Origin of the sequence: Paenibacillus sp. FSL K6-2441 (assembly GCF_037964765.1) — a bacterium.
In the GTDB taxonomy this organism is placed as follows: Bacteria; Bacillota; Bacilli; order Paenibacillales; family Paenibacillaceae; genus Fontibacillus; species Fontibacillus phoenicis.
The window spans coordinates 4,469,014-4,490,746 of sequence record NZ_CP150174.1 but is presented as its reverse complement, the minus strand read 5'-3'; the positions used below and the strand labels follow the sequence as shown (position 1 = coordinate 4,490,746).

19 protein-coding genes, 1 pseudogene and 1 CRISPR repeat array are annotated in these 21,733 nt (G+C 49.6%); of the genes and pseudogenes, 9 read left to right on the top strand and 11 right to left on the bottom strand.

Annotated features, from left to right (window positions below):
- Positions 1-184 precede the first annotated feature (184 nt).
- Positions 185-479 (bottom strand): annotated as a pseudogene (locus NSQ80_RS20715) (ATP-binding cassette domain-containing protein); the annotation flags it as partial.
- Positions 480-514: 35 nt separating this feature from the next.
- Between NSQ80_RS20715 and NSQ80_RS20710 the strand changes: the two are divergent.
- Both NSQ80_RS20710 and NSQ80_RS20705 read left to right on the top strand, forming a co-directional pair.
- Entirely contained in the window at positions 515-838 is a 324-nt protein-coding gene (locus NSQ80_RS20710; RefSeq protein WP_260070388.1) for a hypothetical protein, read from the top strand.
- A 226-nt stretch (positions 839-1,064) separates the two neighbouring features.
- Entirely contained in the window at positions 1,065-1,394 is a 330-nt protein-coding gene (locus NSQ80_RS20705) for an alpha/beta hydrolase fold domain-containing protein (protein WP_311202261.1), read from the top strand.
- Between the two features lie 435 nt (positions 1,395-1,829).
- Here NSQ80_RS20705 and NSQ80_RS20700 read toward each other — a convergent pair whose 3' ends face one another.
- From NSQ80_RS20700 to cas6, 9 genes are all read right to left on the bottom strand, one after another.
- Positions 1,830-2,246, bottom strand: coding sequence for a hypothetical protein (locus NSQ80_RS20700; RefSeq protein ID WP_260070387.1), 417 nt, complete (start codon positions 2,244-2,246; stop codon positions 1,830-1,832).
- Positions 2,247-2,470: 224 nt separating this feature from the next.
- A complete protein-coding gene (locus NSQ80_RS20695) occupies positions 2,471-2,830 on the bottom strand; it encodes a hypothetical protein (protein ID WP_260070386.1) in 360 nt (119 codons plus the stop codon).
- Positions 2,831-3,016: 186 nt separating this feature from the next.
- Positions 3,017-4,480: a potassium/proton antiporter gene (locus NSQ80_RS20690; RefSeq protein ID WP_339300691.1), complete on the bottom strand. Its 1,464-nt coding sequence runs from the start codon at positions 4,478-4,480 to the stop codon at positions 3,017-3,019.
- Positions 4,481-5,089: 609 nt separating this feature from the next.
- Positions 5,090-6,934: a CRISPR direct-repeat array (repeat unit 32 nt; unit sequence ATTTCAATCCACGCACCTACGTAAGGTGCGAC).
- A gap of 193 nt (positions 6,935-7,127) precedes the next feature.
- Complete coding sequence (locus NSQ80_RS20685; RefSeq protein ID WP_339300689.1) at positions 7,128-7,943, bottom strand: hypothetical protein; 816 nt, start codon at positions 7,941-7,943, stop codon at positions 7,128-7,130.
- Positions 7,940-8,926, bottom strand: a complete 987-nt coding sequence (locus NSQ80_RS20680; protein ID WP_339300687.1) for a hypothetical protein — start codon at positions 8,924-8,926, stop codon at positions 7,940-7,942. The genes NSQ80_RS20685 and NSQ80_RS20680 overlap by 4 nt, the downstream gene beginning before the upstream one ends.
- A 1-nt stretch (position 8,927) precedes the next feature.
- Positions 8,928-9,704: a type III-B CRISPR module RAMP protein Cmr6 gene (cmr6, locus tag NSQ80_RS20675; RefSeq protein ID WP_339300685.1), complete on the bottom strand. Its 777-nt coding sequence runs from the start codon at positions 9,702-9,704 to the stop codon at positions 8,928-8,930.
- Entirely contained in the window at positions 9,667-11,844 is a 2,178-nt protein-coding gene (locus tag NSQ80_RS20670) for a hypothetical protein (protein WP_339300683.1), read from the bottom strand. Before NSQ80_RS20670 ends, cmr6 begins: the two co-directional genes overlap by 38 nt.
- Positions 11,844-12,728, bottom strand: a complete 885-nt coding sequence (locus tag NSQ80_RS20665; protein ID WP_339300682.1) for a DUF6602 domain-containing protein — start codon at positions 12,726-12,728, stop codon at positions 11,844-11,846. The genes NSQ80_RS20670 and NSQ80_RS20665 overlap by 1 nt, the downstream gene beginning before the upstream one ends.
- Positions 12,729-12,955: 227 nt before the next feature.
- Positions 12,956-13,768 carry a CRISPR system precrRNA processing endoribonuclease RAMP protein Cas6 gene (gene cas6, locus NSQ80_RS20660; RefSeq protein WP_339300680.1) on the bottom strand — a complete coding sequence of 271 codons (813 nt, stop codon included), beginning with the start codon at positions 13,766-13,768 and terminating at the stop codon, positions 12,956-12,958.
- A 187-nt stretch (positions 13,769-13,955) separates the two neighbouring features.
- Here cas6 and NSQ80_RS20655 point away from each other — a divergent pair, with 187 nt between their 5' ends.
- The 5 genes from NSQ80_RS20655 (at position 13,956) to NSQ80_RS20635 (ending at position 19,982) form a co-directional block, all read left to right on the top strand.
- Positions 13,956-14,939 (top strand): SseB family protein, encoded by a 984-nt coding sequence (locus NSQ80_RS20655; RefSeq protein ID WP_339300678.1) that lies wholly within the window; start codon positions 13,956-13,958, stop codon positions 14,937-14,939.
- 148 nt (positions 14,940-15,087) lie between these two features.
- Positions 15,088-16,254: an MBL fold metallo-hydrolase gene (locus NSQ80_RS20650; protein ID WP_339300677.1), complete on the top strand. Its 1,167-nt coding sequence runs from the start codon at positions 15,088-15,090 to the stop codon at positions 16,252-16,254.
- 70 nt (positions 16,255-16,324) lie between these two features.
- Positions 16,325-17,815 carry a YdiU family protein gene (locus NSQ80_RS20645; RefSeq protein WP_339300675.1) on the top strand — a complete coding sequence of 497 codons (1,491 nt, stop codon included), beginning with the start codon at positions 16,325-16,327 and terminating at the stop codon, positions 17,813-17,815.
- Between the two features lie 52 nt (positions 17,816-17,867).
- Complete coding sequence (locus NSQ80_RS20640) at positions 17,868-18,563, top strand: NAD(P)H-dependent oxidoreductase (RefSeq protein WP_009223490.1); 696 nt, start codon at positions 17,868-17,870, stop codon at positions 18,561-18,563.
- Between the two features lie 321 nt (positions 18,564-18,884).
- The gene (locus NSQ80_RS20635; protein WP_009223491.1) at positions 18,885-19,982 is read left to right on the top strand and encodes an MBL fold metallo-hydrolase; all 1,098 of its coding nucleotides are present in this window, start codon (positions 18,885-18,887) and stop codon (positions 19,980-19,982) included.
- A 71-nt stretch (positions 19,983-20,053) separates the two neighbouring features.
- Here NSQ80_RS20635 and NSQ80_RS20630 read toward each other — a convergent pair whose 3' ends face one another.
- Entirely contained in the window at positions 20,054-20,272 is a 219-nt protein-coding gene (locus NSQ80_RS20630; protein WP_339302198.1) for an isoprenylcysteine carboxylmethyltransferase family protein, read from the bottom strand.
- On the opposite strand from NSQ80_RS20630, the gene NSQ80_RS20625 reads away from it, so the two are divergent.
- Both NSQ80_RS20625 and NSQ80_RS20620 read left to right on the top strand, forming a co-directional pair.
- Positions 20,258-20,452: a hypothetical protein gene (locus NSQ80_RS20625; RefSeq protein ID WP_339302203.1), complete on the top strand. Its 195-nt coding sequence runs from the start codon at positions 20,258-20,260 to the stop codon at positions 20,450-20,452. The genes NSQ80_RS20630 and NSQ80_RS20625 overlap by 15 nt on opposite strands.
- Positions 20,453-20,492: 40 nt before the next feature.
- Complete coding sequence (locus NSQ80_RS20620; protein ID WP_009223493.1) at positions 20,493-21,716, top strand: MFS transporter; 1,224 nt, start codon at positions 20,493-20,495, stop codon at positions 21,714-21,716.
- Positions 21,717-21,733 lie beyond the last annotated feature (17 nt).

Genomic DNA, 21,733 nt, shown 5'->3' with positions numbered 1-21,733 from the left:
AATTTCTTCATTCCTTCGATAAAGAAATCGAATCCTTTATCGACTCGCTCTTTTGCAAATAATATTTACGCTAACTCATAATCATCAAGGCGGGCAAGCCCTTCCCCAACTGTCTGCCGGCCATAAGTATGATTAGGACAGTCCTGTGTAGTTATGGACGGAATATCAATACGTGAAAAATCATCATCAGCTCCCGAAGTTCCTGAATGCCGATAGGATCGAGACCGTTAGTCGGCTCGTCCAGAATCAGCAGCTTGGGGTGGTTAAACAGGGCGATGGCGATGCCGAGCCGTTGCTTCATCCCCATGGAGAACTGGCCGGAGCGTTTTCTCCCAATGTTGATCAATCCGACGATGTGCAGAACCTCGTTCATCCGTGAGTCCGGCAGGCGGAGAAGCGTCGTCCGCACCTTAAGGTTCTCTCTTCTCGTAAAGCGGAGGGGACTCAATCAGGACGCCGATTTGGGTTAAATCCGTTCGCGCTCAAGGTCTCCCTTATTAGAAAGAAAAGGAATGTGAAATTAAGTGTTTCTATCCTATTATTGACCTTCTTGTTGAGTATGCCTTCAGTAACGGCCTATGCGGGTACGTCCACGCTATCGAAGGAACAAGAACGGCTAGTCAAAATGTTGCGAAGCGATGAGGATAAAGTCAGCGAAGAGTTGATGAATAAATACAAGGTCGGTAAGACGGAAGAAATGATGGTTCCGACACGTGACGGGGAAACCCATATTTACGTCTATTATCCTGATTCCGATCAGAAAGGCCCGTATCCCCTTTTTGTCAACATCCATGGCGGAGGGTTTATCACCAAGAACAGTAAAATTATTGAACATTGATCCGGAGAAAATTGTATTGTGCGGACATAGTGCCGGCGGGAACCTTGCTGCTGCAATTACCCTTTTGAACAACGTAATTTTAAGATTGCACTGCAAATCCTTGATTACCCTTCCCTTAATTTGTATACCCCTCAGCCGCTTAAGCGCAATGCGTATAAAGACCCGGAGAATGTTCCGCTCTCCATTGCCAGCCTGTATAACAGTGCTCTTGTAGACGAGGAAAAGGATCTCGATCGACGGCGTATGCAGACTGTCTCAACTGTATTACGACGCTTATATTGACGAGGATTACAGACTGGACCCCACCGCGTCTCTGATCTTTGCACCGGACGAAATGCTGATTGGGTTACCTGAAGCTTTAATTATTTCTTGCTGGGATGATTACCGTGGAGAAGATGCGGAAAAGTATGCGTACAGGATATTACAGGCAGGTGTACCCGTGACGGCAAGAAGAATGACCGATAGCAGCCATGGTTTTGTAGTGAGCCGGGATGACCAATTTGAAGAAGCGGAAAAAATGATATTCGATGCACTGGACAGGGTGTATAAAAATTAAATTGACGGTGATTTCCTCATGTGATTTCTTCGAAAGTGGAGTTCACTAATAGAACGGCACTGGCTAACTCGTAAATTGCAGGAATGAAACAGCCGTGATATGATTAGGATAGAAATAAGGAGCCGGACGGCCATCCGACTCCCGGTACAACATTTTGGGTGGGAAACCTCCAAAGTGTTTGGATCAATAACCCGCACCCTTGGCGCTAACCTGGGCGGGTTATTTTCGTTTATGCAGGTAAGTGAGCAAAGCTAGCACGAACATGCCAAGCATAAGCACTTCTGATAACGAAAATTGCATGAGCATCACCCCCGCTCTGGAGGCAATACTTCCCCACCCAAGTCTGTTGTACAACCATATTATATCAACAAATCTAGTACATGGGTATGATGGAACGGATTTGCAAAAGTTGTAACTTAAAAGTGATAGCTTGATTTACTCCAACGTAAAATCAAGCTTCATCTGAATATCCGATCCGCGTTTGAAGTATAACGTGTACTCTCCAGGTTCCCACTGCAGATTTTTCAGCCGCATTTCAAAAGCCGCTAAGTCAGCCGTCTCTCTCATTTTCTCAACTTGAAGAATTTCGCTGTCTCCGCGTTTGGTGACATATAACTGAGCCTGGCGCAGACTTTCCTTCTTATCCGGGTAGATGGCCATAGCGATGAGCCCGGCGTTGTTCTTAAAATGATCCGAATGATCGTTTATTTTAGGAAATTCCTGATTTTGAGTGTATCCAATTTGAAGATCATATTTCGTGTTTCTGACCAGCGTGGGATACAGGTTGAGGAAAAGCACTACCATGGCGAGAATCACAAGGGGAATCAAGAGCAGCATGGTTCTTCGTTTCATGTGTCGTGCTCCTTCGTGCCCGTTTTTCTTCTCTGTTCTGTTGGATCATTTGAGGCCTTTGAAGTGGGAAGCTTCGCATAAATAAAAGGAGCAACCAAAAAATGCACCCTAACAATATGGTGACCCCATAATTTTCGCTGGTTCCAAGCATTAATCCCGTAAGAATACCGAGGATGATGCTAAGAAAAACGTCAACGCTCTTATCTCTCCTCATAATTCCCGCCTCACAATCCGTGCATGACTTGATACTCCACCCACTTATCCACTTCGCTCTTCAAAAAAAGGTGACTCCGGTTAGGAAGCTCCATACTAGGCAAAATCGAGTAGGTATCATATGAGCGTGCTCCCTGTAAATTCTCTCTTTTCTTCCGATCCAACTCCAGGAGGTCCTGCAAATCACTCATGGTAATGCCTAAATAATCGGCTAATTCGCTTTCGGTTAGGATCGATTTATTCCCGATAACCGTCTTAGCATGAACCTCCTGCTCTGACTTGTCTTCTCCTCTTTCAGCTAAGATGTAACATCCTCCTAAAAAAGCAGCAGCGAGAATCAGGCTGCAAATGATATTACTGTATTTATGCATTCGACCTATGACCTCCTAAATATTAGCAACTAAATTTAGTATAAGGCAATGGATAATGGATACCAAGTCATTTCTTCACAGGCGTTCCATCTCTTCGGGCCTCGGTACAAGCAAAAAAACAGCCCCCGGAACACCGGAGGCTGCGCTTTCGACCTGTCCAATAGGGCCGTGTCTGTTCCCTCTCTCTCAACTACTCTCCTGTAATAGCACCTGCTCATGAAACAGCGCTTTGATCTCATCGGTTTGTCCTTTTCGCGCCAGAACATATAAGGTGTCACCGGCTTGCAAGCGGGTGTGGCCTCTTGGGGTGATCATTTTCTGGTCGCGGATAATCGCGTTGACCAGCGAATCTTGCGGCATTTTAAGCTGCCTGAGCTCTTGTCCGTCTGCGGCGGAATGTTCGCTCACTTGGATTTCTACAATTTCGTGATTGGTTTTCCCCATGGATACAAGCTCTAGCGCATGAGGAACAATGGTTTTTTTGCCTTCGGACAGGCCCAGAAGATTCGCTAAAGGGGAAATTGTCGCTCCTTGGATCAAAGCGGAGGTTAACACAACGAAGAAGACGACATTGAAAAAGAGGTGCCCATCTTCAATGCCGGCAATGAGTGGATAGGTGGCCAGCACGATCGGCACTGCGCCGCGTAGTCCGGCCCAAGAGATCAGAATCTTCTCCTTCACGTTAAATTGCATAAACATCGTACTGAGGAAGACACCGATCGGCCGGGCGACAAACATCAATAAGATGGATAACGCCATGCCTTGCCAGATGATATGAATGAGATCAGAGGGGAAGACCAGAAGTCCTAGCAGAATAAACATGAGGATTTGCATCATCCAAGCAAAGCCTTCGTTAAACCGGAAGATGGAGTGGCGGTAGGTGAGATCTGAATTGCCAACCCACATCGCCATGACATAGACGGCAAGGAGTCCGCTCCCTTTGAGCAGAGACGTGGAACTGTAGGTGAAAATCGCAAAAGCCATTGCTAACACGGGATACAGCCCAGAGGAGTCGAGGTTGATTTTGTTGATGCACCAAACCGCGATTTTTCCTAAGAGCAAGCCCATCGCTAGCCCCAATCCCATCTGCCAGAAAAAACTCAAAATCATCGTGAACATACTGGCGTTCGGTGATTGGATCAGTTGGATGACCGAGACGGTTAAAAAGACGGCCATAGGGTCGTTCGACCCGGATTCGACTTCAAGGGTGGAGGTGAGCCTTTGCTTGATATTTTTCTCACCTAGTACCGCAAATACAGCCGCGGCGTCCGTCGAACCGACGATCGAACCAAACAGCATGCCTTCCAGCCAAGTGACATCCAGGATGTATTTCGCGCAGGCCCCGATGACAAGCGTGGTCAAAACAACACCGAGGGTCGCCAGTGACAAGGAAGGAGCCAACACTCCACGGACGTTCTGCCATTTGGTTTGCAGCCCGCCTTCAAACAAGATGACAATCAGTGCCATGATGCCAAAAAGCTGGGTGATCACGGCGTTGTCATAGTAAATAAATTTACTTAGGATCATGCCGACGACAATAAAGAAAACGAGGGAAGGCAAGCCGAGCCGCGAGGAAAACTTGGTGGTAAACACTCCGATGAACAACAGCAGGGAGAAGAGAAGAATCGTATTGTCGATGGTAAAGGGCAAACGATCACCTTCCTTTATCTGCTTGATAACTATATTTTAACTTTTCGTTGAGGTGCTCGACAATTCATTTATATGCCTCGTACCGATTTTTTCGACCTTTCGTGTTTATTTAATCCATACCTAGATTCATGATATAGTGAATGTTTTCGCAAATAAGTCCGCTTTTTGGCCGCCTCCTGTCCTTTGCATGTCCGTTTATTGACCGATGGAGGAGGCTGATAGGGGAACAAATCCTTAATATGGAAGGAGAGGGGAATTTGTATGAGGGTAAACAAGGCAATATTATCTTGTTTTGCCGCCCTGTTGTTTTTAGGAAGTTTGGGGCCGGTGTCGCTAAGGGCAGAAGGAGAATCCAGGTGGAATTCCCTTGAGGAGGCAAAGCCACCTCTTGAACACAACTCTAGCCTATCCGTGATCTAGCCCATACTGGCAGTGCAAGCGTGCTATCTATAGGGGGAACCAGGTTAATTACCGCGGATTATCTACCAGTTTTCGGCAGGGGGGTTCCCCTCCAGAACCTTATCACGATCACATATTGCGAATGATATCACAACTTAAAAATTTCAAAAAACTGCCTTGACTTCTTGTGTCACTATAAAACTTCAAGATATTTCAATCCACGCACCTACGTAAGGTGCGACGCGGCCAACCCCGATCAAGGTAACGCGAAGCAGCGAATTTCAATCCACGCACCTACGTAAGGTGCGACCGCTGTGTCTGCTGCCTACCGTTTTGCTTGCAATTTCAATCCACGCACCTACGTAAGGTGCGACCGCCTAATCAACGCATGGGACTACGGAGTCGCGCAATTTCAATCCACGCACCTACGTAAGGTGCGACCTTTTTCGCCTTTCTTGATACCAACGTCTGCAGTATTTCAATCCACGCACCTACGTAAGGTGCGACGCAAAGACGACCACCCCCCGAATAAAAATGAGGCTACCATTTCAATCCACGCACCTACGTAAGGTGCGACGGTGATCGTAAAGATGAATTTGAATTATTTCAAGTTATTTCAATCCACGCACCTACGTAAGGTGCGACGCCACCAATCCTAACCAAAGGGAGAGATAACATTATTTCAATCCACGCACCTACGTAAGGTGCGACTGCTGTAACGCCGGTATTCATTGACGACATCTCCGGTATTTCAATCCACGCACCTACGTAAGGTGCGACTCAAATATTGGCTCCAACAATATGCAGCAGAGAAAATTTCAATCCACGCACCTACGTAAGGTGCGACATATCCGGCAACCGATGGTTATCTTGTTTCCTGACATTTCAATCCACGCACCTACGTAAGGTGCGACTATGATAAGATCACGCACACTCTGATTTTTTCTATTTCAATCCACGCACCTACGTAAGGTGCGACAAAAATCTGTGCAAAGTGCGGGAAGCCGTGGAAGATTTCAATCCACGCACCTACGTAAGGTGCGACCGCCGACTCCTTCGCTTAAAATCGCGCCGAGCACAAAATTTCAATCCACGCACCTACGTAAGGTGCGACATCAATCGTGCAATGAGGGAGGATTAAGACGAAGTATTTCAATCCACGCACCTACGTAAGGTGCGACAACGAGATCCGGGCAACGGTACAAAGAGCGAATGATTTCAATCCACGCACCTACGTAAGGTGCGACTTTGTGATCCCGTCAATGCCGCTGTCCCCGCCACTAAAGGATTTCAATCCACGCACCTACGTAAGGTGCGACTGACGCATTTTTCGGTGGTCATCAACGGCGAAGAATTTCAATCCACGCACCTACGTAAGGTGCGACGAAACGAAAATGTAGCGAAGTAAAGACACAAATTGCATTTCAATCCACGCACCTACGTAAGGTGCGACCGTTGCGGATCCTATTGGTTAAACGCAACATAAAATTTCAATCCACGCACCTACGTAAGGTGCGACCATGTACGGGATAATGTCATCAATCTTGCTATCTTTCATTTCAATCCACGCACCTACGTAAGGTGCGACCGCCCCGGGGCTTTTTGGGCTTTACCCAAGGGCATTTCAATCCACGCACCTACGTAAGGTGCGACTATTTCCATCTGTTGCACCTGCAACCTTGCCGGAATTTCAATCCACGCACCTACGTAAGGTGCGACGTAAGCCGGAGCAATCGCCCCGGCAGTTTACGGTATTTCAATCCACGCACCTACGTAAGGTGCGACGCAATTTATAGATGACATGATACACATGACAGAAGGAATTTCAATCCACGCACCTACGTAAGGTGCGACTACAATCGCGCCGGGATGTATCCGCGTAGAAATAATTTCAATCCACGCACCTACGTAAGGTGCGACGGGAGTGGCGTTATTAGATTCTCTTAGCGTTTGAGTATTTCAATCCACGCACCTACGTAAGGTGCGACAACGATCCATCGATAAAATACAGTTTCGAGCCATCATTTCAATCCACGTACCTACGTAAGGTGCGACAGCACCCGAAATGAGCCCCGGCCCATCAAGGACTCAGAGGCTCAAAAGTGCGAACCTTATAAAATGGCTGTTTCAAGCATAGCAAAAAAGAGGTCAAAATGCTATCAGTCCTCACAAGGCGCGTGGTGCGAATCTCCCGGGGATATCATGTGCGCTTGGGGTTCGCACCAGACTCCTTGCAGGTACTGTAACTTTACTCGAGAATAATCCTTACCAAGCCATGGGGCAAATAAGATCCTTCAACATGATCCACGTAGATTGCACTTTTTACTCCATCTATGGACGAAAGCTGCCTGGATAAGGATAATCCCTTAAAGCCACCCATTAGCAAAATAAAAGAATCCTTGTTTCCTTCCATCTCCTTTAGGATTTGTTTTACACCATTCTGCATATTCTGGAGCTTAACATAAGAACTTTCCTTTACTTTTCGCCGTCCATTCATTCCGGCATTATCCAACAGCTCTATAAACTGCCCCAACTTTTCTTTTGTTGCCTGCTGTGAACAGGATAAACGTCGGCGAATATACTCCCCGTTCCCGAACATTTCCCCCGTGTATTCACAGTTACGAGTCAGCATCTCTACTGCCACATTAGGAAAAAAATCACCAAGTTCAATAGCATGTTCCGATTCGGGTGCCAAATTTTGTACTTTATAGAGCAGATGGAGTCGAAGGTCTTCGGATTTTACAGATACATCATCCACCATAAGCTTGATCCCTAATTGTTCATCCGCTTCTGTGGAGTCCTTAGCGAGGATAGCCCCTTTGATCGATGACCCTGGAATATAATACTGGGTATGCTTTGGATCATACTTTGGATATGTCCCATATTGATAGAACGGATATATAATGTTTATCTTATTTTCCAGATTCCCTAGCTTGTCCCGATGATTAGATATACGAATATCCTTAGTCTCAAAATCGCCAGCATCCTTATAGAATCCCTGATGATCCCGCGGTGATAGAGCAAGACAGGAAATGGTCTGAAATCGATATTTGTAGCGTTTCATTTCACAGCCTCCAATCCGGCAAGCGGGTGTAAATAAGCCCTGCCAAACACAATCTCTTTCTGGTGAAAAGGAGACGTTACACAGCCGCCTGCGGTTTCGATTGTATCGTTCACATACACCACACTTCCACTATCAATAAAGCTAATGAAGTGACCTTTCATCGATTCATTCCAGCCTAACTTTGGATTGAATGGACGACGCTCTGAAGTAAACAACTTCAAGCTGGACTTGGAAAAATCAATGTTCCGAGGAAGCATCATCCCCAGATTTAAATAGAAACCTTTACCAACCGAGGACTCATATGTCTCCGCATGAATATCAACGATTTCAAAGGTGTTAAGACCTTGTGAACTCCTGGCTCCAAGAACGAATGCTCTACCGCTAGTTTTAGCGTGATGTAACATTTCGATCATGATGTCATGCTCTGAACGTTTCTCCAGACCGATATAAAAAGAAAAATCTTGGATGAGACGGGTACGAGCTTCTGGTTTCTTCTCATCTGTTGAAGCCGCAACCTCCCGAACTACGACCTCAGGTACAGAATATAAATTGGGGTCCAAGGCGGGAATATTATAGCGTTTGCTATCAATAGCCGCATGAATCTGTTGGGTCTGCTCTACTTCGATATAGGGATCGGGTAAGCTCCCCGGTCTTGAGACGATTTGCTTCATCTGCTCTATAGGGGCAAACAGGCGTTTTTTGAGTAATTTATAGAACGATTTATTCGGCTCTTTAAAAGTACTCATTAATCTGCTTAACACATACGTCTGGGGCATAGGCAAATACCCCTTAGGCATCAGGTTGGATAACATAAAACCATATGAAGATTCCTTTACAGCAGCGACAAATGCTGCGGTTTTATCCCCTGAGGTATACTCTGCATAACGGTGCATCAAGGCTCCAAATATTTTCTGGGAGTCCGGAATTTGTGTAATGCGTCCAACCAGCCTTAAATCAACTCGATATTTCACCCATTCAGCCAAGCTAGACCTCCTCCTTCATAATATCAACCTGCACTCGGCCGTAGCCACGGCTACCCGAGTTGCCCAGACGATAAATTCCTTCGTTAAATTGAAGCAGAAGCCGCTCCATAAATTCTATTATTTTTTGCTGGATGCCCGAATCCCCCAAAAGCTCAAACCGATACAGTATAATGTCGCCGACAAAGGTGACTCCGGGGCGAACAACCTGATAGGTACGCGGATTAGCAGCAACATTTTCCCTGTCTTTTAGTTTTACATCTTCAATCTTGTTTTTGGTATCAATGGAGAACAGGGTATCCCGATCCACAGCTGACTCGGCTGAATCAACCAGCAGATCATTAAACAACAGCTTTGGCGTATCGTTGAAATTTTCAATGCCAAATAAATACTCAGCGGACGCGCGGTCAATGACATCCTGCATTCGACTCACCGCCCGTTCTTTGCGTTCATTCTCTATGTTCAATAGTGTCAACTGTTCTTCTTGTGCCAAAGCAACTTTCTGTAAATACCCCTTGTACCATTGATTGATTTCTTTAGCCAAAACACGAAGCTCATCATTTGGCTGCTCTGACGGGTTGCTGGAGATGAGCTCACGAACCATATGACGCATCACTCCTTTGAGTGACGAGCCCGGAATATAAGGCAAACCATTCGCATTCGTTACAGTGAATAGATCGACCCCGCCAATTTCAAATGTTGCTGGGGATCCACCAATGAATAAATTGGACTTTGTTGTTACATTAACGCTTATTTTGGGGACGATATTTCCTTTTGCCATTCGGCTTTCCTCCTGACCGTTTTCGATTTCGGTTTTGAGCTGCTCTTAATGCTTTGAAATCATATATACCCTTCAACTGGATAGACTTATCTTTCAGTTTATAAAAGACAGACAACGCTTCAACATGATCAGTTGTCCACACTTCCGGATTGCTTGTTGCTTGCAAGAATTCTTGGCTATCGAAGGCCAAACTTGGCAGCGCTTTATGCTCCTGTTTTGATTTTTCCAGAAGATTCTCAACCTCATCAAGCGTCTGGGGATTTGCTGCTGCAATTAGCTTGGCTACCGTTTCAGGATGATTTAAATAATTGTGTTTAATTCTATGAAATAAAGAATTGGAGATTCGCAATGTGCGATATATGCCCACTTTTGGCGCTCGACCTTTTTTCTTCTTATTTTCAAAATCTTTTGGCACATAATAATCTGCCTTTATGAATACATCTCGTAAGGATTGAACAGCGGAACTCCCCAAACTAGTCTCATAAATATACTTTAATGGCTTGTTAAACAAGTCACTTTTGACTTGTGTTGCGTTGAATCTAATAGACTGAGTTGACTTATTGAATCTGGGGTCTGTAAACAACAGGAGAATACGGACATAGCCCTCGAGTCGCTTTTTATGTTCGTCATCAAGGAAAATATTTCGAGTGCTTATCAACTTTCCTTCTTTATCTCTTTTTTCGGTTCTCCTCATGATTTGGTCTATTATTGATTTTAAAAGCCAAAGTTCGGCCTCTCTTAACTGTTCATTTCCACTTTCCAGGTGCTGAGGAATCAAATGATAGAACACGGCGTTGCTATATTTTAGATTACTGTTGTATGTCTCCGGGTCTGTGATTTTGTTTAGAAGGCCATACAGGAAGTGATGCGCTGCAAAACCACAACTCATCGCGTGCTTCAATCTTTCTACACCATGAACTATGGTTTTCCAAGTAAGGAGATCTGCGTTGTTCTCGCTGGAGTCATCTGAAACTCCTTCTTTACGGCGACTTCCTTTATCCTCCTCATAATCGTGGAACACAAGATGGTTGATGCTGATCTTCATGCAATGAACTGGACGATAGTTTTTTGTAGCTTTTGGATGGCTTGCTTCTTGTTTAGCCATCTCCAGTTGTTTCTGCACGCGAGCATAGTAGTATCGAATGGGTTCACGATTAAACGTGAAATCTACGCCAATGCTCATGGACAGTTCTATGTTCATGCCACCTTGCTTATCTTCCTGAACTGCCTGTATAATTCCCTCATTTAACTGCTTCAGAATATGTTTACAAATATTAATCCCCGCACTTAATTGCGAAGCAGGCACAGCAAAGAAAATATCATCGCCCGCTATATAGAGCGGATACAATCTGAGCCTATCACGCTGTTCTTCTGCATCCTGCTTCTGAAATTGCTGCGTGATCTGATGGAGATTCTGAAGCGACACGTATTCGTTCAAGAGTTTACTTACCGCATTATACGTATCATAGTTCTGGATGCTTTTGAATAATTCACCCATGCCATCCAGGTCGCCCTTGATAACCGCGATACGGAAGTGGTTCTCATTCTCTGCATCCTGTTCATCATACAATTTGTTGATTGTCTGCGAGAACGCCGAATAGTCATTTTCCCAATTCGCTTGAGGCTCAGCTTTGGGCGGTTTCAGTGATTTTTGGAATTCAAACAGCAAATCTTGATTGCGTTCAATGATCTCGTTAAGACATGCATCCTCACGCAACCTCCGTTTGCTTTCCTTGATGGCATTCAGTTTATATAATTCCTCACCGTCGGCCTGATGGGACAACTGCAAGTCGGCCAGCGGAAAATAGATGTATTTGATAAGCAGCTGCCCGCTGTATCTCTTGTAGTATTTTTCAAATATCTCATCCAGATTTTTAGAAATTTGACTTTCGGGAAGAGAGGTTATAAAGATACAGTTCCCGGAAGTAGTCAGCAATTGCTCATCAATATCACCGGCAAAAGGACCGTTTCCTTCGATGCCAATGTCTTTATAGAACTGACCAGAGATCATATGGGAGGATTCGATAATCGTACTTAGCGTACCGCTGTTGGTTTGCTTGTCTTGCACGTGGTCATGAAGCACTCCGTATAAAAAGGCTTGAACCCTGTCGACAGATACGGCTACTACGAATTTCTCCATTACTGCCCTTCCTCTCCAGAGTAATTTAATAGCTTGGCATAGGCGCGATGTGGGAATAAAATCGGGTTGTTTATCAGCATCAGCAGTTGATTCAGTTGGAAGTTGAAAGTGAGCAAGGAAATGACCATGCCATTTTCATTCTGAACTCTAAAGTCATCTAAAGATATTTTTTCAAGCTCGCCTATCCCTTCAAAATTAATCTTCTGATCGACATTATGAAAGTTAAGCTCCTTATACCAATCCTTCAATGATGACTGAGCTTTCTGTGGATTGAGATGAATCTCAATCCTCCCGTCACTTTGATTTTCCTTCTTGTAACTAGCAAGTAAAGTAAAATCGAAATGCTTCTTTAAACCATCACTACAAGTGTCTTGTAATGCACACAAAATACGAATCGGACGAGTTGATTGCTGCGTTGGTGTAGCACCGCGTGCAATCTTATGTGCCATTCGGGCAACAGATTCACCCGAAGTACGCAGTTGGTTCATACTTTCTACCCATCTTTTGATCTGCGCCTCATCCACATTCTGACTCTTGCATTCAACCACAGCAGCAACTGCCTCAATAGGCACAAACTTTACTTTTCCATAGCGGAAGATATATGGAGTGTACATTTCATCCATAATAGCAAAGTCTACTTCATGCGAGACGCGCCCTTCGGAATCGATAATAAATACAGACGGCTCGATAACAAACTTTTTGGGAACAATCATTTCAAATAACTGTCCCCAAATGCTCTCCCGTTCTGAACCTATGGTTGTTCCATGCAAATCGTGTTTCATAAATAATTGGTTTACAATAGACATCTCTACCTGACGGTAATTCTTCCTGATGTTGTTTACGATTTTTTGCTTCTTTTCTTCATTTGATAGTTCTTTAGTCATGTACAGAGACACCTCTATTCAGTAGAATAAAATGGCAAAATACCCCATTATTATAGCATATTATTCCAAAAAATCCTCTTTTCTCTCTTTTTCCGCATCTGATATTTTGAAAAGTAGGCTAATTTTCCCGTCATGTTAATTAGGACTAAAATACCAATAAAAAACGTGCCTCCCGACATCTGCCGGATCGCACGCGTTGGAAATCATATATTCACTTTTTTTCAGTTCTATCGAAAAATAACATCCAACTGTCCGCAACCGAAGGTTGTATTTCGTCCGATATGCAAAATTCGCGCAGCCTTTAACCACGGTGTAAATGGGTCAAGCTCGCCCGCAAAGGTTATGGCCCCCAGCATTCCGCTCCAATCCAGCGACTCGCTCTTGCGATTAGAATATCGGTGCATTTCGTTCAAATACAAGCCGGAGGACAGCTCTCTTATGTTTTTTGAAAAGGTGATAGCTTCCTCGGCTTTAGCTTGATCTATATAACCGCCGTAACGCTCAGTTAACGCTTGTATTCTACGTGTTGCCCCTCGAACAATGGTCGGAAAGTTGATGTTTTGCACCAGTTCTCCACCACGTCGAATCCGCAGTGGTGTTAATAAATGTATGGAACACCATGAAGCGGGCTCAGGATCTGCCGCCTTCTCAAGATGCACAGTCACTATAGCATCGCGATAAATTTGTCCTTGCTGCCAAAACGGTTGAAAGTGTTCAGCATGCAGAATATCCAGCAGTTCAAATTGTTTCCGTTCGGCTCCTATTTTGAATAAAGCAACCTCAGCCAGTGTAGTTACCACTTCCTCCGCATAACGGATTGCCTCTCCAAACAGAACAAACCTGAAGCAAAGTTCATCCCCCGGATGATAGACGCTTCGGGATCTTGGAGGTTCAATCATGTAAGGATTCACAATATCCTGCTTCGCCCCGCCCAATCTGCGGTTTTCAAAAAGATATTCATACACCTCCCTGTTATTCAACAATGTCCATCCTACAACACCATGTAAAGTTGATCCCAGAAAGGCCGGTAATTTAGCCATTTCCTTACATCTTAATCGTATTAACAATGGCAAATACGTCAAAGAAAAAATAACATCTCGTCTGTCCATAATCTTCTCCAATTCCAAAATTCAGTCGTATTCAAAAATTTATTGTACCAGTTATTTACTTTCACTACACCGTTATGAGCTATACTAGATTCAAACGACATGGGAAATGGGGTGCCAGATGAACGAAGAGCGGAGAGACGAGATCGGGCGGAGGTTTCTGCTGACGCCGGAGGTATCGCAGGAAGAGCTGGATGGGCTGGAGATACAGGAGCTGATTTTTTTGGTGCATGCGGCGAAGCGGTTTAAGGCGGAGGAGGCTTTTCCGGATGTGTATTTGGATGAACGGATGAAGGTTTTCCTCGGCGTGCTCTATGAAAAAATAAAAACCGCCGAAACGCTCTACCTCGCGTGCGACCAGGCAACCGGATATCCTTACGTGGATGGGGATGACCGGGTATGGATGTTCTCGCAGAAGGTATTCGCCGAGAACGCGGAGGATTATTTCCGGCAGCAGCTGCTGATGCTGGAGATGCAACCGATCGGCGGGGAAGAAGTGCTAAAGACGTTCGCGCAGCTTCATATTTTGGGGTTATCGAAGGTCCTCGTGGACAACGGGCAATATCATATTGAAATCCAGCGGGATGAGATCTTGCCGCCACCGGATTGGACGGGGACGCCGGAGATCAGCATTCCCGTCACGAATCCGGGGTTGCAGCGAGCAATGATTCGTTTCTTCCAGACGTTGCACGCACCGACTGGCGATCCGGAGGCCCGGGGGCAGCAGCTGAACGCGCTGGAGGCTGAGATGCTGGATGAAATCCTGCAGGCGAAGTTTCTGGTGCCCATGCAAGTGAAGGAGTCCGACGCCTCGCCCGCGGATGAGCACGGCATGAAAACCTTAAAGCAAGGGACAATCCTGCAATTTGGCGTGCTCAGCGCGAAGGATGGCTCGGCGTGGCTGCCGGCATTTACGGATTGGCCGGAGTTCGAGAAGGTCTACGATAAAACGGCTTGGAGCAGCAACATCGCATCCTATGACGACCTGCTGACGGTATCTGGTAACTTGGAGGGGGTCGTCATTAACTGCCGCGGCATCTCCCTGCAAATCGACGCGAAAAATCGGGAGCGGATCGAAGCCTTTCGTCAGGAGCGCGGTGTGTAGCCGCAGCGGTCCACCGCTATAGTGCAAAGTAACCCGCTACTGTCTGCCGAAGCCCCGTAGCAGTGCGGTCTTTTTCGCATAAATCCCCCGACTTTGGCACAACCTTCCTGCATGGATGTCATTTGTTCAGGGAAGGTGGATGGGGCTGATGATGTGGCTCTTTGTTTTGATTGCTTTTGTGGTGCTTCTGGCGGTTGGATGGGATTTATTTCGGAAGCTGTACCCGCCTTTTGGAGGGAAGCCGTCGCCTGCAGACCTGCAGCGCTACCGGCAATCTCCGAATTATAAAGGAACGAAGTTCGAGTACCCCTTGGAAACAAAAATATATAAGCCGTCACTGGGCAGTTTCTTTACGGCGATGCGCGAATATGTGCAGCGGAAACCCGAACTGAAGCCAAAGCGGCCATTGCCCCAAGTCAAGCTCGACCGGGAGGTGATGGAAGAGATCCAGGAGGATACGGTGATCTGGTTTGGCCATTCGGCGCTGCTGTTGCAGATCGGGGGAACCCGGCTGTTGTTAGACCCGATGTTTGGCCAGACTTCGTCGCCGATTGGAGGCGACAAAAGATTCAACCGTGAGCTGCCCTTCGGCCATCTGGACGAGCTTCCTCCGGTGGATGCTGTCGTGTTGTCTCACGATCACTATGACCATCTGGATTACGGGACGATCCGGCGAATTAAGGATCGGGTCGGGCAGTTCATCGGACCGCTGGGCATCCGTTGTCATCTGGAGCGGTGGGGCGTCAAGCCTGCTCGAATCAGCGAATACGATTGGTGGGAGGAGCTGGAGCTTCATGGTGTCCGGTTGGTCTGCACGCCGGCTAGGCACTATTCAGGCAGAGGGCTGCTTAGCCAAAACGGCGGGCTCTGGTGCTCCTGGGTCATTACCACGCCGGAGAAGCGGGTTTATTTTAGCGGGGATAGCGGGTATGGCCCGCATTTTAAGGAAATTGGCGACAAATACGGCCCCTTCGACCTCACTTTGATGGAATGCGGTCAGTATGACGACCGATGGTGGGATATCCATATGCTGCCGGAGCAAACGGTACGGGCTCATCAGGACGTGAAGGGGAACGTGTTGCTTCCCATTCATTGGGGGACTTTCTCGTTGGCGATGCACAGTTGGTATGATCCCATTCGCCGGCTAAGTATAGAAGCTAGGCTGCGGGGGATATCGTTAACGACGCCTAAAATCGGGGAGCCGGTCCGGATTGGGAGTTCGGAATACCCGACCGAGGTTTGGTGGCCAGCCGTCAGCGCAGCGCGAAAGACTCCCAAGTTTCGTGGGGCTCGTCCCTCCGGTACAATGGAGTAGGGAACGATGAACGTCTTGCGGGGAGATCCGTCAGGGGTAACCTTGCAAGGACGATGGGAAGGAGAACGTGATGAACGAACCAAGCGCAAATCCGAACGCCGGATGGAATTTCGATCATAGTTACGCTAGGTTGCCGGAGTTTTTCTACACGAAGCAGGAGGCCAAGCCGGTTCGGGCACCCCAGCTGATCGTGCTCAACGACAAGCTGGCGGCAGAGCTTGGGCTGAATGCGGAGGCGCTGCGAAGTGAGGAGAACGTGGCCGTCTTTGCCGGCAACCGGCTGCCGCCGGGGGCGGAGCCGCTGGCCCAAGCTTATGCGGGCCACCAGTTCGGGTATTTCACGATGCTGGGGGACGGCCGGGCCCTGCTGCTCGGGGAGCAGATCACGCCTGGCGGCGATCGCTTCGACATCCAGCTCAAGGGCTCCGGCCGGACGCCGTATTCGCGCGGCGGGGACGGGCGTGCCGCGCTGGGGCCGATGCTGCGGGAGTATATCATCAGCGAGGCGATGCACGCGCTGGGCATTCCGACGACCCGCAGCTTGGCGGTGGTGACCACCGGCGAGACGGTGGTCCGCGAACAGGACTTACGCGGGGCGATTCTCACCCGCGTGGCGTCCAGCCACGTGCGCGTCGGCACGTTCCAGTACGCCGCGCAATTCGGCGAGCTGACGGACGTCCGCACGCTCGCCGACTACGTGATCCAGCGCCATTACCCGCAGCTGGCCGAGCTCGCCGACACCGGCGAGGCTGGCCGCTACCTGGCGCTGTTACGGGAGGCGACCCAGCGCCAGGCCGCCCTGATCGCCCAGTGGCAGCTTGTCGGGTTCATCCACGGCGTGATGAACACCGACAACATGACCCTCAGCGGCGAGACGATCGACTACGGGCCTTGCGCCTTTATGGACGCGTACGACCCCGCGACCGTGTTCAGTTCCATCGACCGTCATGGCCGCTATGCCTACGGCAATCAGCCATCCATTGCGGTGTGGAACTTGACCCGGTTCGCCGAAAGCCTGCTGCCGCTGCTGCATGACGAGGAGGAGCAAGCCGTCCGGCTCGCCGAAGAAGCGCTGAAGGGCTTCGCCGGACAGTTCGAAGCGGCATGGCTGAAGGGGATGCGGTCGAAGCTGGGCTTGTTTGGCGAACAGGCGGAGGACGCCGCCCTGATCCATGATCTGCTTGGCCTGATGCACCAGCACCATGCCGACTACACCAATACGTTCCTCGCTTTGACCTTTGGCCGGTTGGAGGAGCCGCCGATGGCGTGCACGCCGGAATGGGCGGAATGGCTGGAGCGTTGGCGGGCACGGCTCGCAGGACAGCCGGAAACGGACGACGCGGTCCGGGAGCTGATGCGCCGCAGCAACCCGGCGGTCATCCCGCGTAACCATCGGGTGGAGGAAGCGCTCGAAGCCGCCGTGAAGCGGGAGGATTACAGCGTGATGGAGCGGCTGCTCCAAGCGTTGGCACAGCCTTTCGCCCATACGCTGGAGCAGGCGGACTACGCCGAGCTGCCGCCAGCCAGCGACCGGCCGTACCGGACGTTTTGCGGGACATAACCGTGCGGCGGGTACGCAACTTTTTTTACGTTGAGGAGTGATTTTTTTCGTTATGAGCCTGATTGCGAAACTGGATAAATCCGATGTCAAACAAGCGATTCTGGAGGCTTATCACTTCCGTCATGCCTGCAAGCAATTCGATCCGGACCGAACCCTTCCGGAGGAAGATTTCCGGTTTATCCTGGAGGCAGCCCGCTTATCCCCCAGCTCGGTTGGCTTAGAGCCGTGGAAATTCGTTGTGCTGCAGAAGCCGGAGCTCCGCGAGAAACTTCGCGCCGTCTCCTGGGGAGCTCAAGGGCAACTGCCGACCGCCAGCCATTTTGTCGTGATTTTGGCTCGGACGATGAAGGATCTGAGATATGACGCCCCTTACGTCACGCATATGATGAAAGAGGTCCACCACATCCCCGACGAAATTGTGGACCAGATGCTGATGGGGAATTACCGGACCTTCCAGGAGTCCGATTTCCGGCTGCTCGAAAGTGACCGTGCGATGTTCGACTGGGCGTGCAAACAGGCTTATATCGCCCTCGGCAACATGCTGACAGCCGCGGCGCTGATCGGCGTAGATTCCTGTCCGATCGAAGGCTTTGATCGAGACAAGGCAGAGCAGATCCTCCGGGAGGAAGGTCTGTTGGAAGATGACCGGTTTGGCATTGCTTGCTTCGCCGCCTTTGGCTACCGCGTGAAGGAGCCGCGTCCCAAATCGAGGCAGGCGCTGGACGACATCGTGACCTGGGTGCGGTAACCGCCTATCCTTCGTCTACGCCTTGTATAAGTTCGGCAGGATTGGTAACATTATCTACAAAGAAAAATCAAGAATAGAAGCAGAAAGCTTAGGAGGCGGCTAACATCCTCGGCTCTGCACACGAATTACGCCTATCGGCGTTCGGCTTCCTTCTTGGTGCTGTACGATCAGAAATAGACCGTTTCCTTGGTGAGTGGGCGGTCTATTTCTTTTTTAAGTAGCCTCATACCCCCCCATTTGGCAACGCCCCCCGCAATGCAGTATACTCTGCTTGAATCCTTCGATCATCCACTCTTCACATAGGAAAAGGCGGTATCCTACATGTATATCACTTTAGGTATTTTACTTGTCATCTTCATCGGCGTTACGCTCTTTCTCCGACTGCACCCGGCCTTTGGCGGGAAGGCCTCTCCTGCGGAGCTGGCGCGTTACTCGCAATCTCCGAACCGGCAGGGAAGGAAGTTTGTGTACACCGCACCCACTTCCTTGCTCCAGCCTGCTTCGGGCAGCATGGTTTCGGTGCTGCGGGATTACCTGCGGGGGAATCCGCGGGTAAGGCCGGATCGGCCGCTTCCGGTCGTGCAGCTGACGCCGGAGACACTGGGGAACCTGGACCGCGACATGGTCGTTTGGTTGGGCCATTCGGCACTGCTCCTGCATTTCGGAGGTAAGCGTCTCCTGCTTGACCCGATGCTCGGCCCGTCGCCCACGCCGGTCCCTCCGTTTGGCGGCAAGCGGTTTAACCAGCAACTGCCGTTTGATCTGGAGGACTTGCCGGCCGTTGATGCGGTGATCTTGTCCCATGACCATTATGATCATTTGGACTATGGGACCATCAAGAAGTTGAAGGATAAGGTGGGGCGGTTTTTCGTCCCGCTAGGGGTGGGCAGTCACCTGGAACGCTGGGGCGTGGATCCGGGGCGGATCAGTGAGCATGACTGGTGGGAAGAGCTGGAATGGAACGGCTTGAAGCTCGCCTGTACGCCAGCTCGTCATTTCTCGGGTCGGGGCCTTGCGAATCGGAACGGCACGTTATGGTGTTCCTGGGTGATTGCGTCGGCGGAGCGTAAAATATTTTTCAGCGGGGACAGCGGGTATGGTCCACATTTCAAGCAGATTGGTGAGAAGTATGGGCCGTTTGATTTGGCTTTGATGGAATGCGGACAATACGATCCACGCTGGATCGACATCCATATGCTCCCCGAACAGTCGGTGCAAGCCCATGTGGACGTACAGGGCGGCTTGCTCCTCCCGATTCACTGGGCGGCGTTCACGTTGTCGCTGCATGATTGGAACGACCCTATTCGCCGTGCGACAGCAGAAGCCGAACGCCGGAACGTGCCCATCGCCACGCCGAAAATCGGCGAATCGGTCTATATCGGAGACCCGGCCTATCCCAAAGAGGCCTGGTGGGCTTAATGCAGGCCATAACGAACATGAGGCTTTCCCGAGGTGGCGGCCATTCGGAAAAGCCTCTTTTTGCTAAGAATCTACTTATACCCCCGGAACGTCTGCTTCATGATCTTCTCTTCCAGCCGAATGCGGTTGAACAAGGTGATCAGATGCAGCACGAACAAAGGTGTAAACACGACCCAGCCCTGCGAAATGATCGCGAAGCTAAGCACCTCCGGGATGATGTTCAGGTAATAATTGGGGTGCTTGACGCGCCTGAACAGCGGGGTTTCAATCAACTGATGGCCCTTGGCAATATAGATTTTGAAGGTCCAAAAGCGTCCGAGCGTTCGCCTGAGGGAGTGGACGCCGTCAGCCGGTTGGTCGCGGCCTATACAGCGCTGATCAATCCGCATACGGTCGTGTTCTGCCATGATGAGGTCAGTGTTCTCTTGTTGAACGAAATCAAAGTGCAAAGCAGCTGGGACTTCATCTGATGATTTCAACCCGTGGATAAGGAGAAGGAGATAAAAACAGATGGCAACATTTTTTCTATTGATCATTTATTTGGCCTTCATCAGCTTAGGGCTGCCCGACTCGCTGCTGGGCTCGGCCTGGCCGATCATTCGCGGTGAGCTCGGCGCTCCGCTGGGCACCGCCGGCGTATTATATATGATCGTCGCCGCCGGCACGATCGTATCGAGCTTGGCCAGCGGCTCGTTGCTAGGCCGGTTCGGCACGGGCAAGGTGACCCTGGTCAGCTGCCTGATGACGGCTGCAGCCTTGCTTGGCTATTCGGCGGCACCGTCGGTGTTCTGGCTGGCCGTTTGTGCGATTCCGCTTGGCCTGGGTGCCGGGGCGGTTGACGCCGGCCTCAACAACTACGTGGCCGCGCACTACAAAGCGCATCACATGAGCTGGCTGCATTGCTTCTGGGGTGTTGGCGCGACGCTGGGGCCGGTCATCATGGCCGGGTTTATGTCCGGCGGCGGTCACTGGCGCAGCGGGTACTTGACCGTGTCGATGATTCAATTTGCGCTGGTTGTTATTTTGCTCTTCTCCCTGCCGCTTTGGGATCGTGTGGCCCGGATCGCCGGCGGTTCGCGGAAGGAAGAGCTAAGTGAATTGGAAGCGGAGCAGCCGGACACCGGTCCGGTGAAGCCGCTGCGGATTCCCGGCGTCAAGCTGGCCCTCGTCTCGTTTCTGTTCTATTGCGGGGTAGAATCCACGGTGGGCCTATGGGGCAGCAGCTATCTCGTTGGCATCAAAGGGGTTGATGCGGCGACGGCGGCGAGCTGGGTTTCGCTGTATTTTGCCGGTATCACGGTTGGCCGCTTTATAGCCGGATTCGTCACGTTCAAAGTTAGCAACCGCGTGATGATTCGCGCTGGCCAGATCATCGCCCTGCTCGGCGCAGTCGTGCTGGTTCTGCCGTTGCCCGCGGCCCTGTCGCTGGTCGGCTTACTGATCATCGGCCTTGGCCTCGCCCCGATCTATCCGTGTATGTTGCATGAAACGCCGGTCCGCTTCGGCAAGCGGCAATCCCCGACGATCATGGGCTACCAGATGGCCGTGGCGTATACCGGCAGCACGTTTATGCCGCCGTTGCTCGGGTTCCTGGCTTCGCACTCGACGATTGGCGTGTTCCCGGTGTACATCGTGCTGTCGGCGGCAGCCATGTGGCTGTTCTCCGAGCGGTTGAACGTCTTCTTGAAAGCGAGAAGCCATGCCCCGCAAGAGAGCGTGGTCTCTCCGCAATAGTCCGTCCCTTCAGAAGC

What these genes read in the sequence shown, in the direction of transcription:
- NSQ80_RS20700 (WP_260070387.1), bottom strand. Translation starts at nt 2,246, where the DNA reads ATGAAACGAAGAACCATGCTGCTCTTGATTCCCCTTGTGATTCTCGCC.
- NSQ80_RS20695 (WP_260070386.1), bottom strand. Translation starts at nt 2,830, where the DNA reads ATGCATAAATACAGTAATATCATTTGCAGCCTGATTCTCGCTGCTGCT.
- NSQ80_RS20685 (WP_339300689.1), bottom strand. Translation starts at nt 7,943, where the DNA reads ATGAAACGCTACAAATATCGATTTCAGACCATTTCCTGTCTTGCTCTA.
- cmr6 (WP_339300685.1), bottom strand. Translation starts at nt 9,704, where the DNA reads ATGGCAAAAGGAAATATCGTCCCCAAAATAAGCGTTAATGTAACAACA.
- NSQ80_RS20670 (WP_339300683.1), bottom strand. Translation starts at nt 11,844, where the DNA reads ATGGAGAAATTCGTAGTAGCCGTATCTGTCGACAGGGTTCAAGCCTTT.
- NSQ80_RS20665 (WP_339300682.1), bottom strand. Translation starts at nt 12,728, where the DNA reads ATGACTAAAGAACTATCAAATGAAGAAAAGAAGCAAAAAATCGTAAAC.
- cas6 (WP_339300680.1), bottom strand. Translation starts at nt 13,768, where the DNA reads ATGGCTAAATTACCGGCCTTTCTGGGATCAACTTTACATGGTGTTGTA.
- NSQ80_RS20655 (WP_339300678.1), top strand. Translation starts at nt 13,956, where the DNA reads ATGAACGAAGAGCGGAGAGACGAGATCGGGCGGAGGTTTCTGCTGACG.
- NSQ80_RS20650 (WP_339300677.1), top strand. Translation starts at nt 15,088, where the DNA reads ATGATGTGGCTCTTTGTTTTGATTGCTTTTGTGGTGCTTCTGGCGGTT.
- NSQ80_RS20645 (WP_339300675.1), top strand. Translation starts at nt 16,325, where the DNA reads ATGAACGAACCAAGCGCAAATCCGAACGCCGGATGGAATTTCGATCAT.
- NSQ80_RS20640 (WP_009223490.1), top strand. Translation starts at nt 17,868, where the DNA reads ATGAGCCTGATTGCGAAACTGGATAAATCCGATGTCAAACAAGCGATT.
- NSQ80_RS20635 (WP_009223491.1), top strand. Translation starts at nt 18,885, where the DNA reads ATGTATATCACTTTAGGTATTTTACTTGTCATCTTCATCGGCGTTACG.
- NSQ80_RS20625 (WP_339302203.1), top strand. Translation starts at nt 20,258, where the DNA reads ATGGCCCTTGGCAATATAGATTTTGAAGGTCCAAAAGCGTCCGAGCGT.
- NSQ80_RS20620 (WP_009223493.1), top strand. Translation starts at nt 20,493, where the DNA reads ATGGCAACATTTTTTCTATTGATCATTTATTTGGCCTTCATCAGCTTA.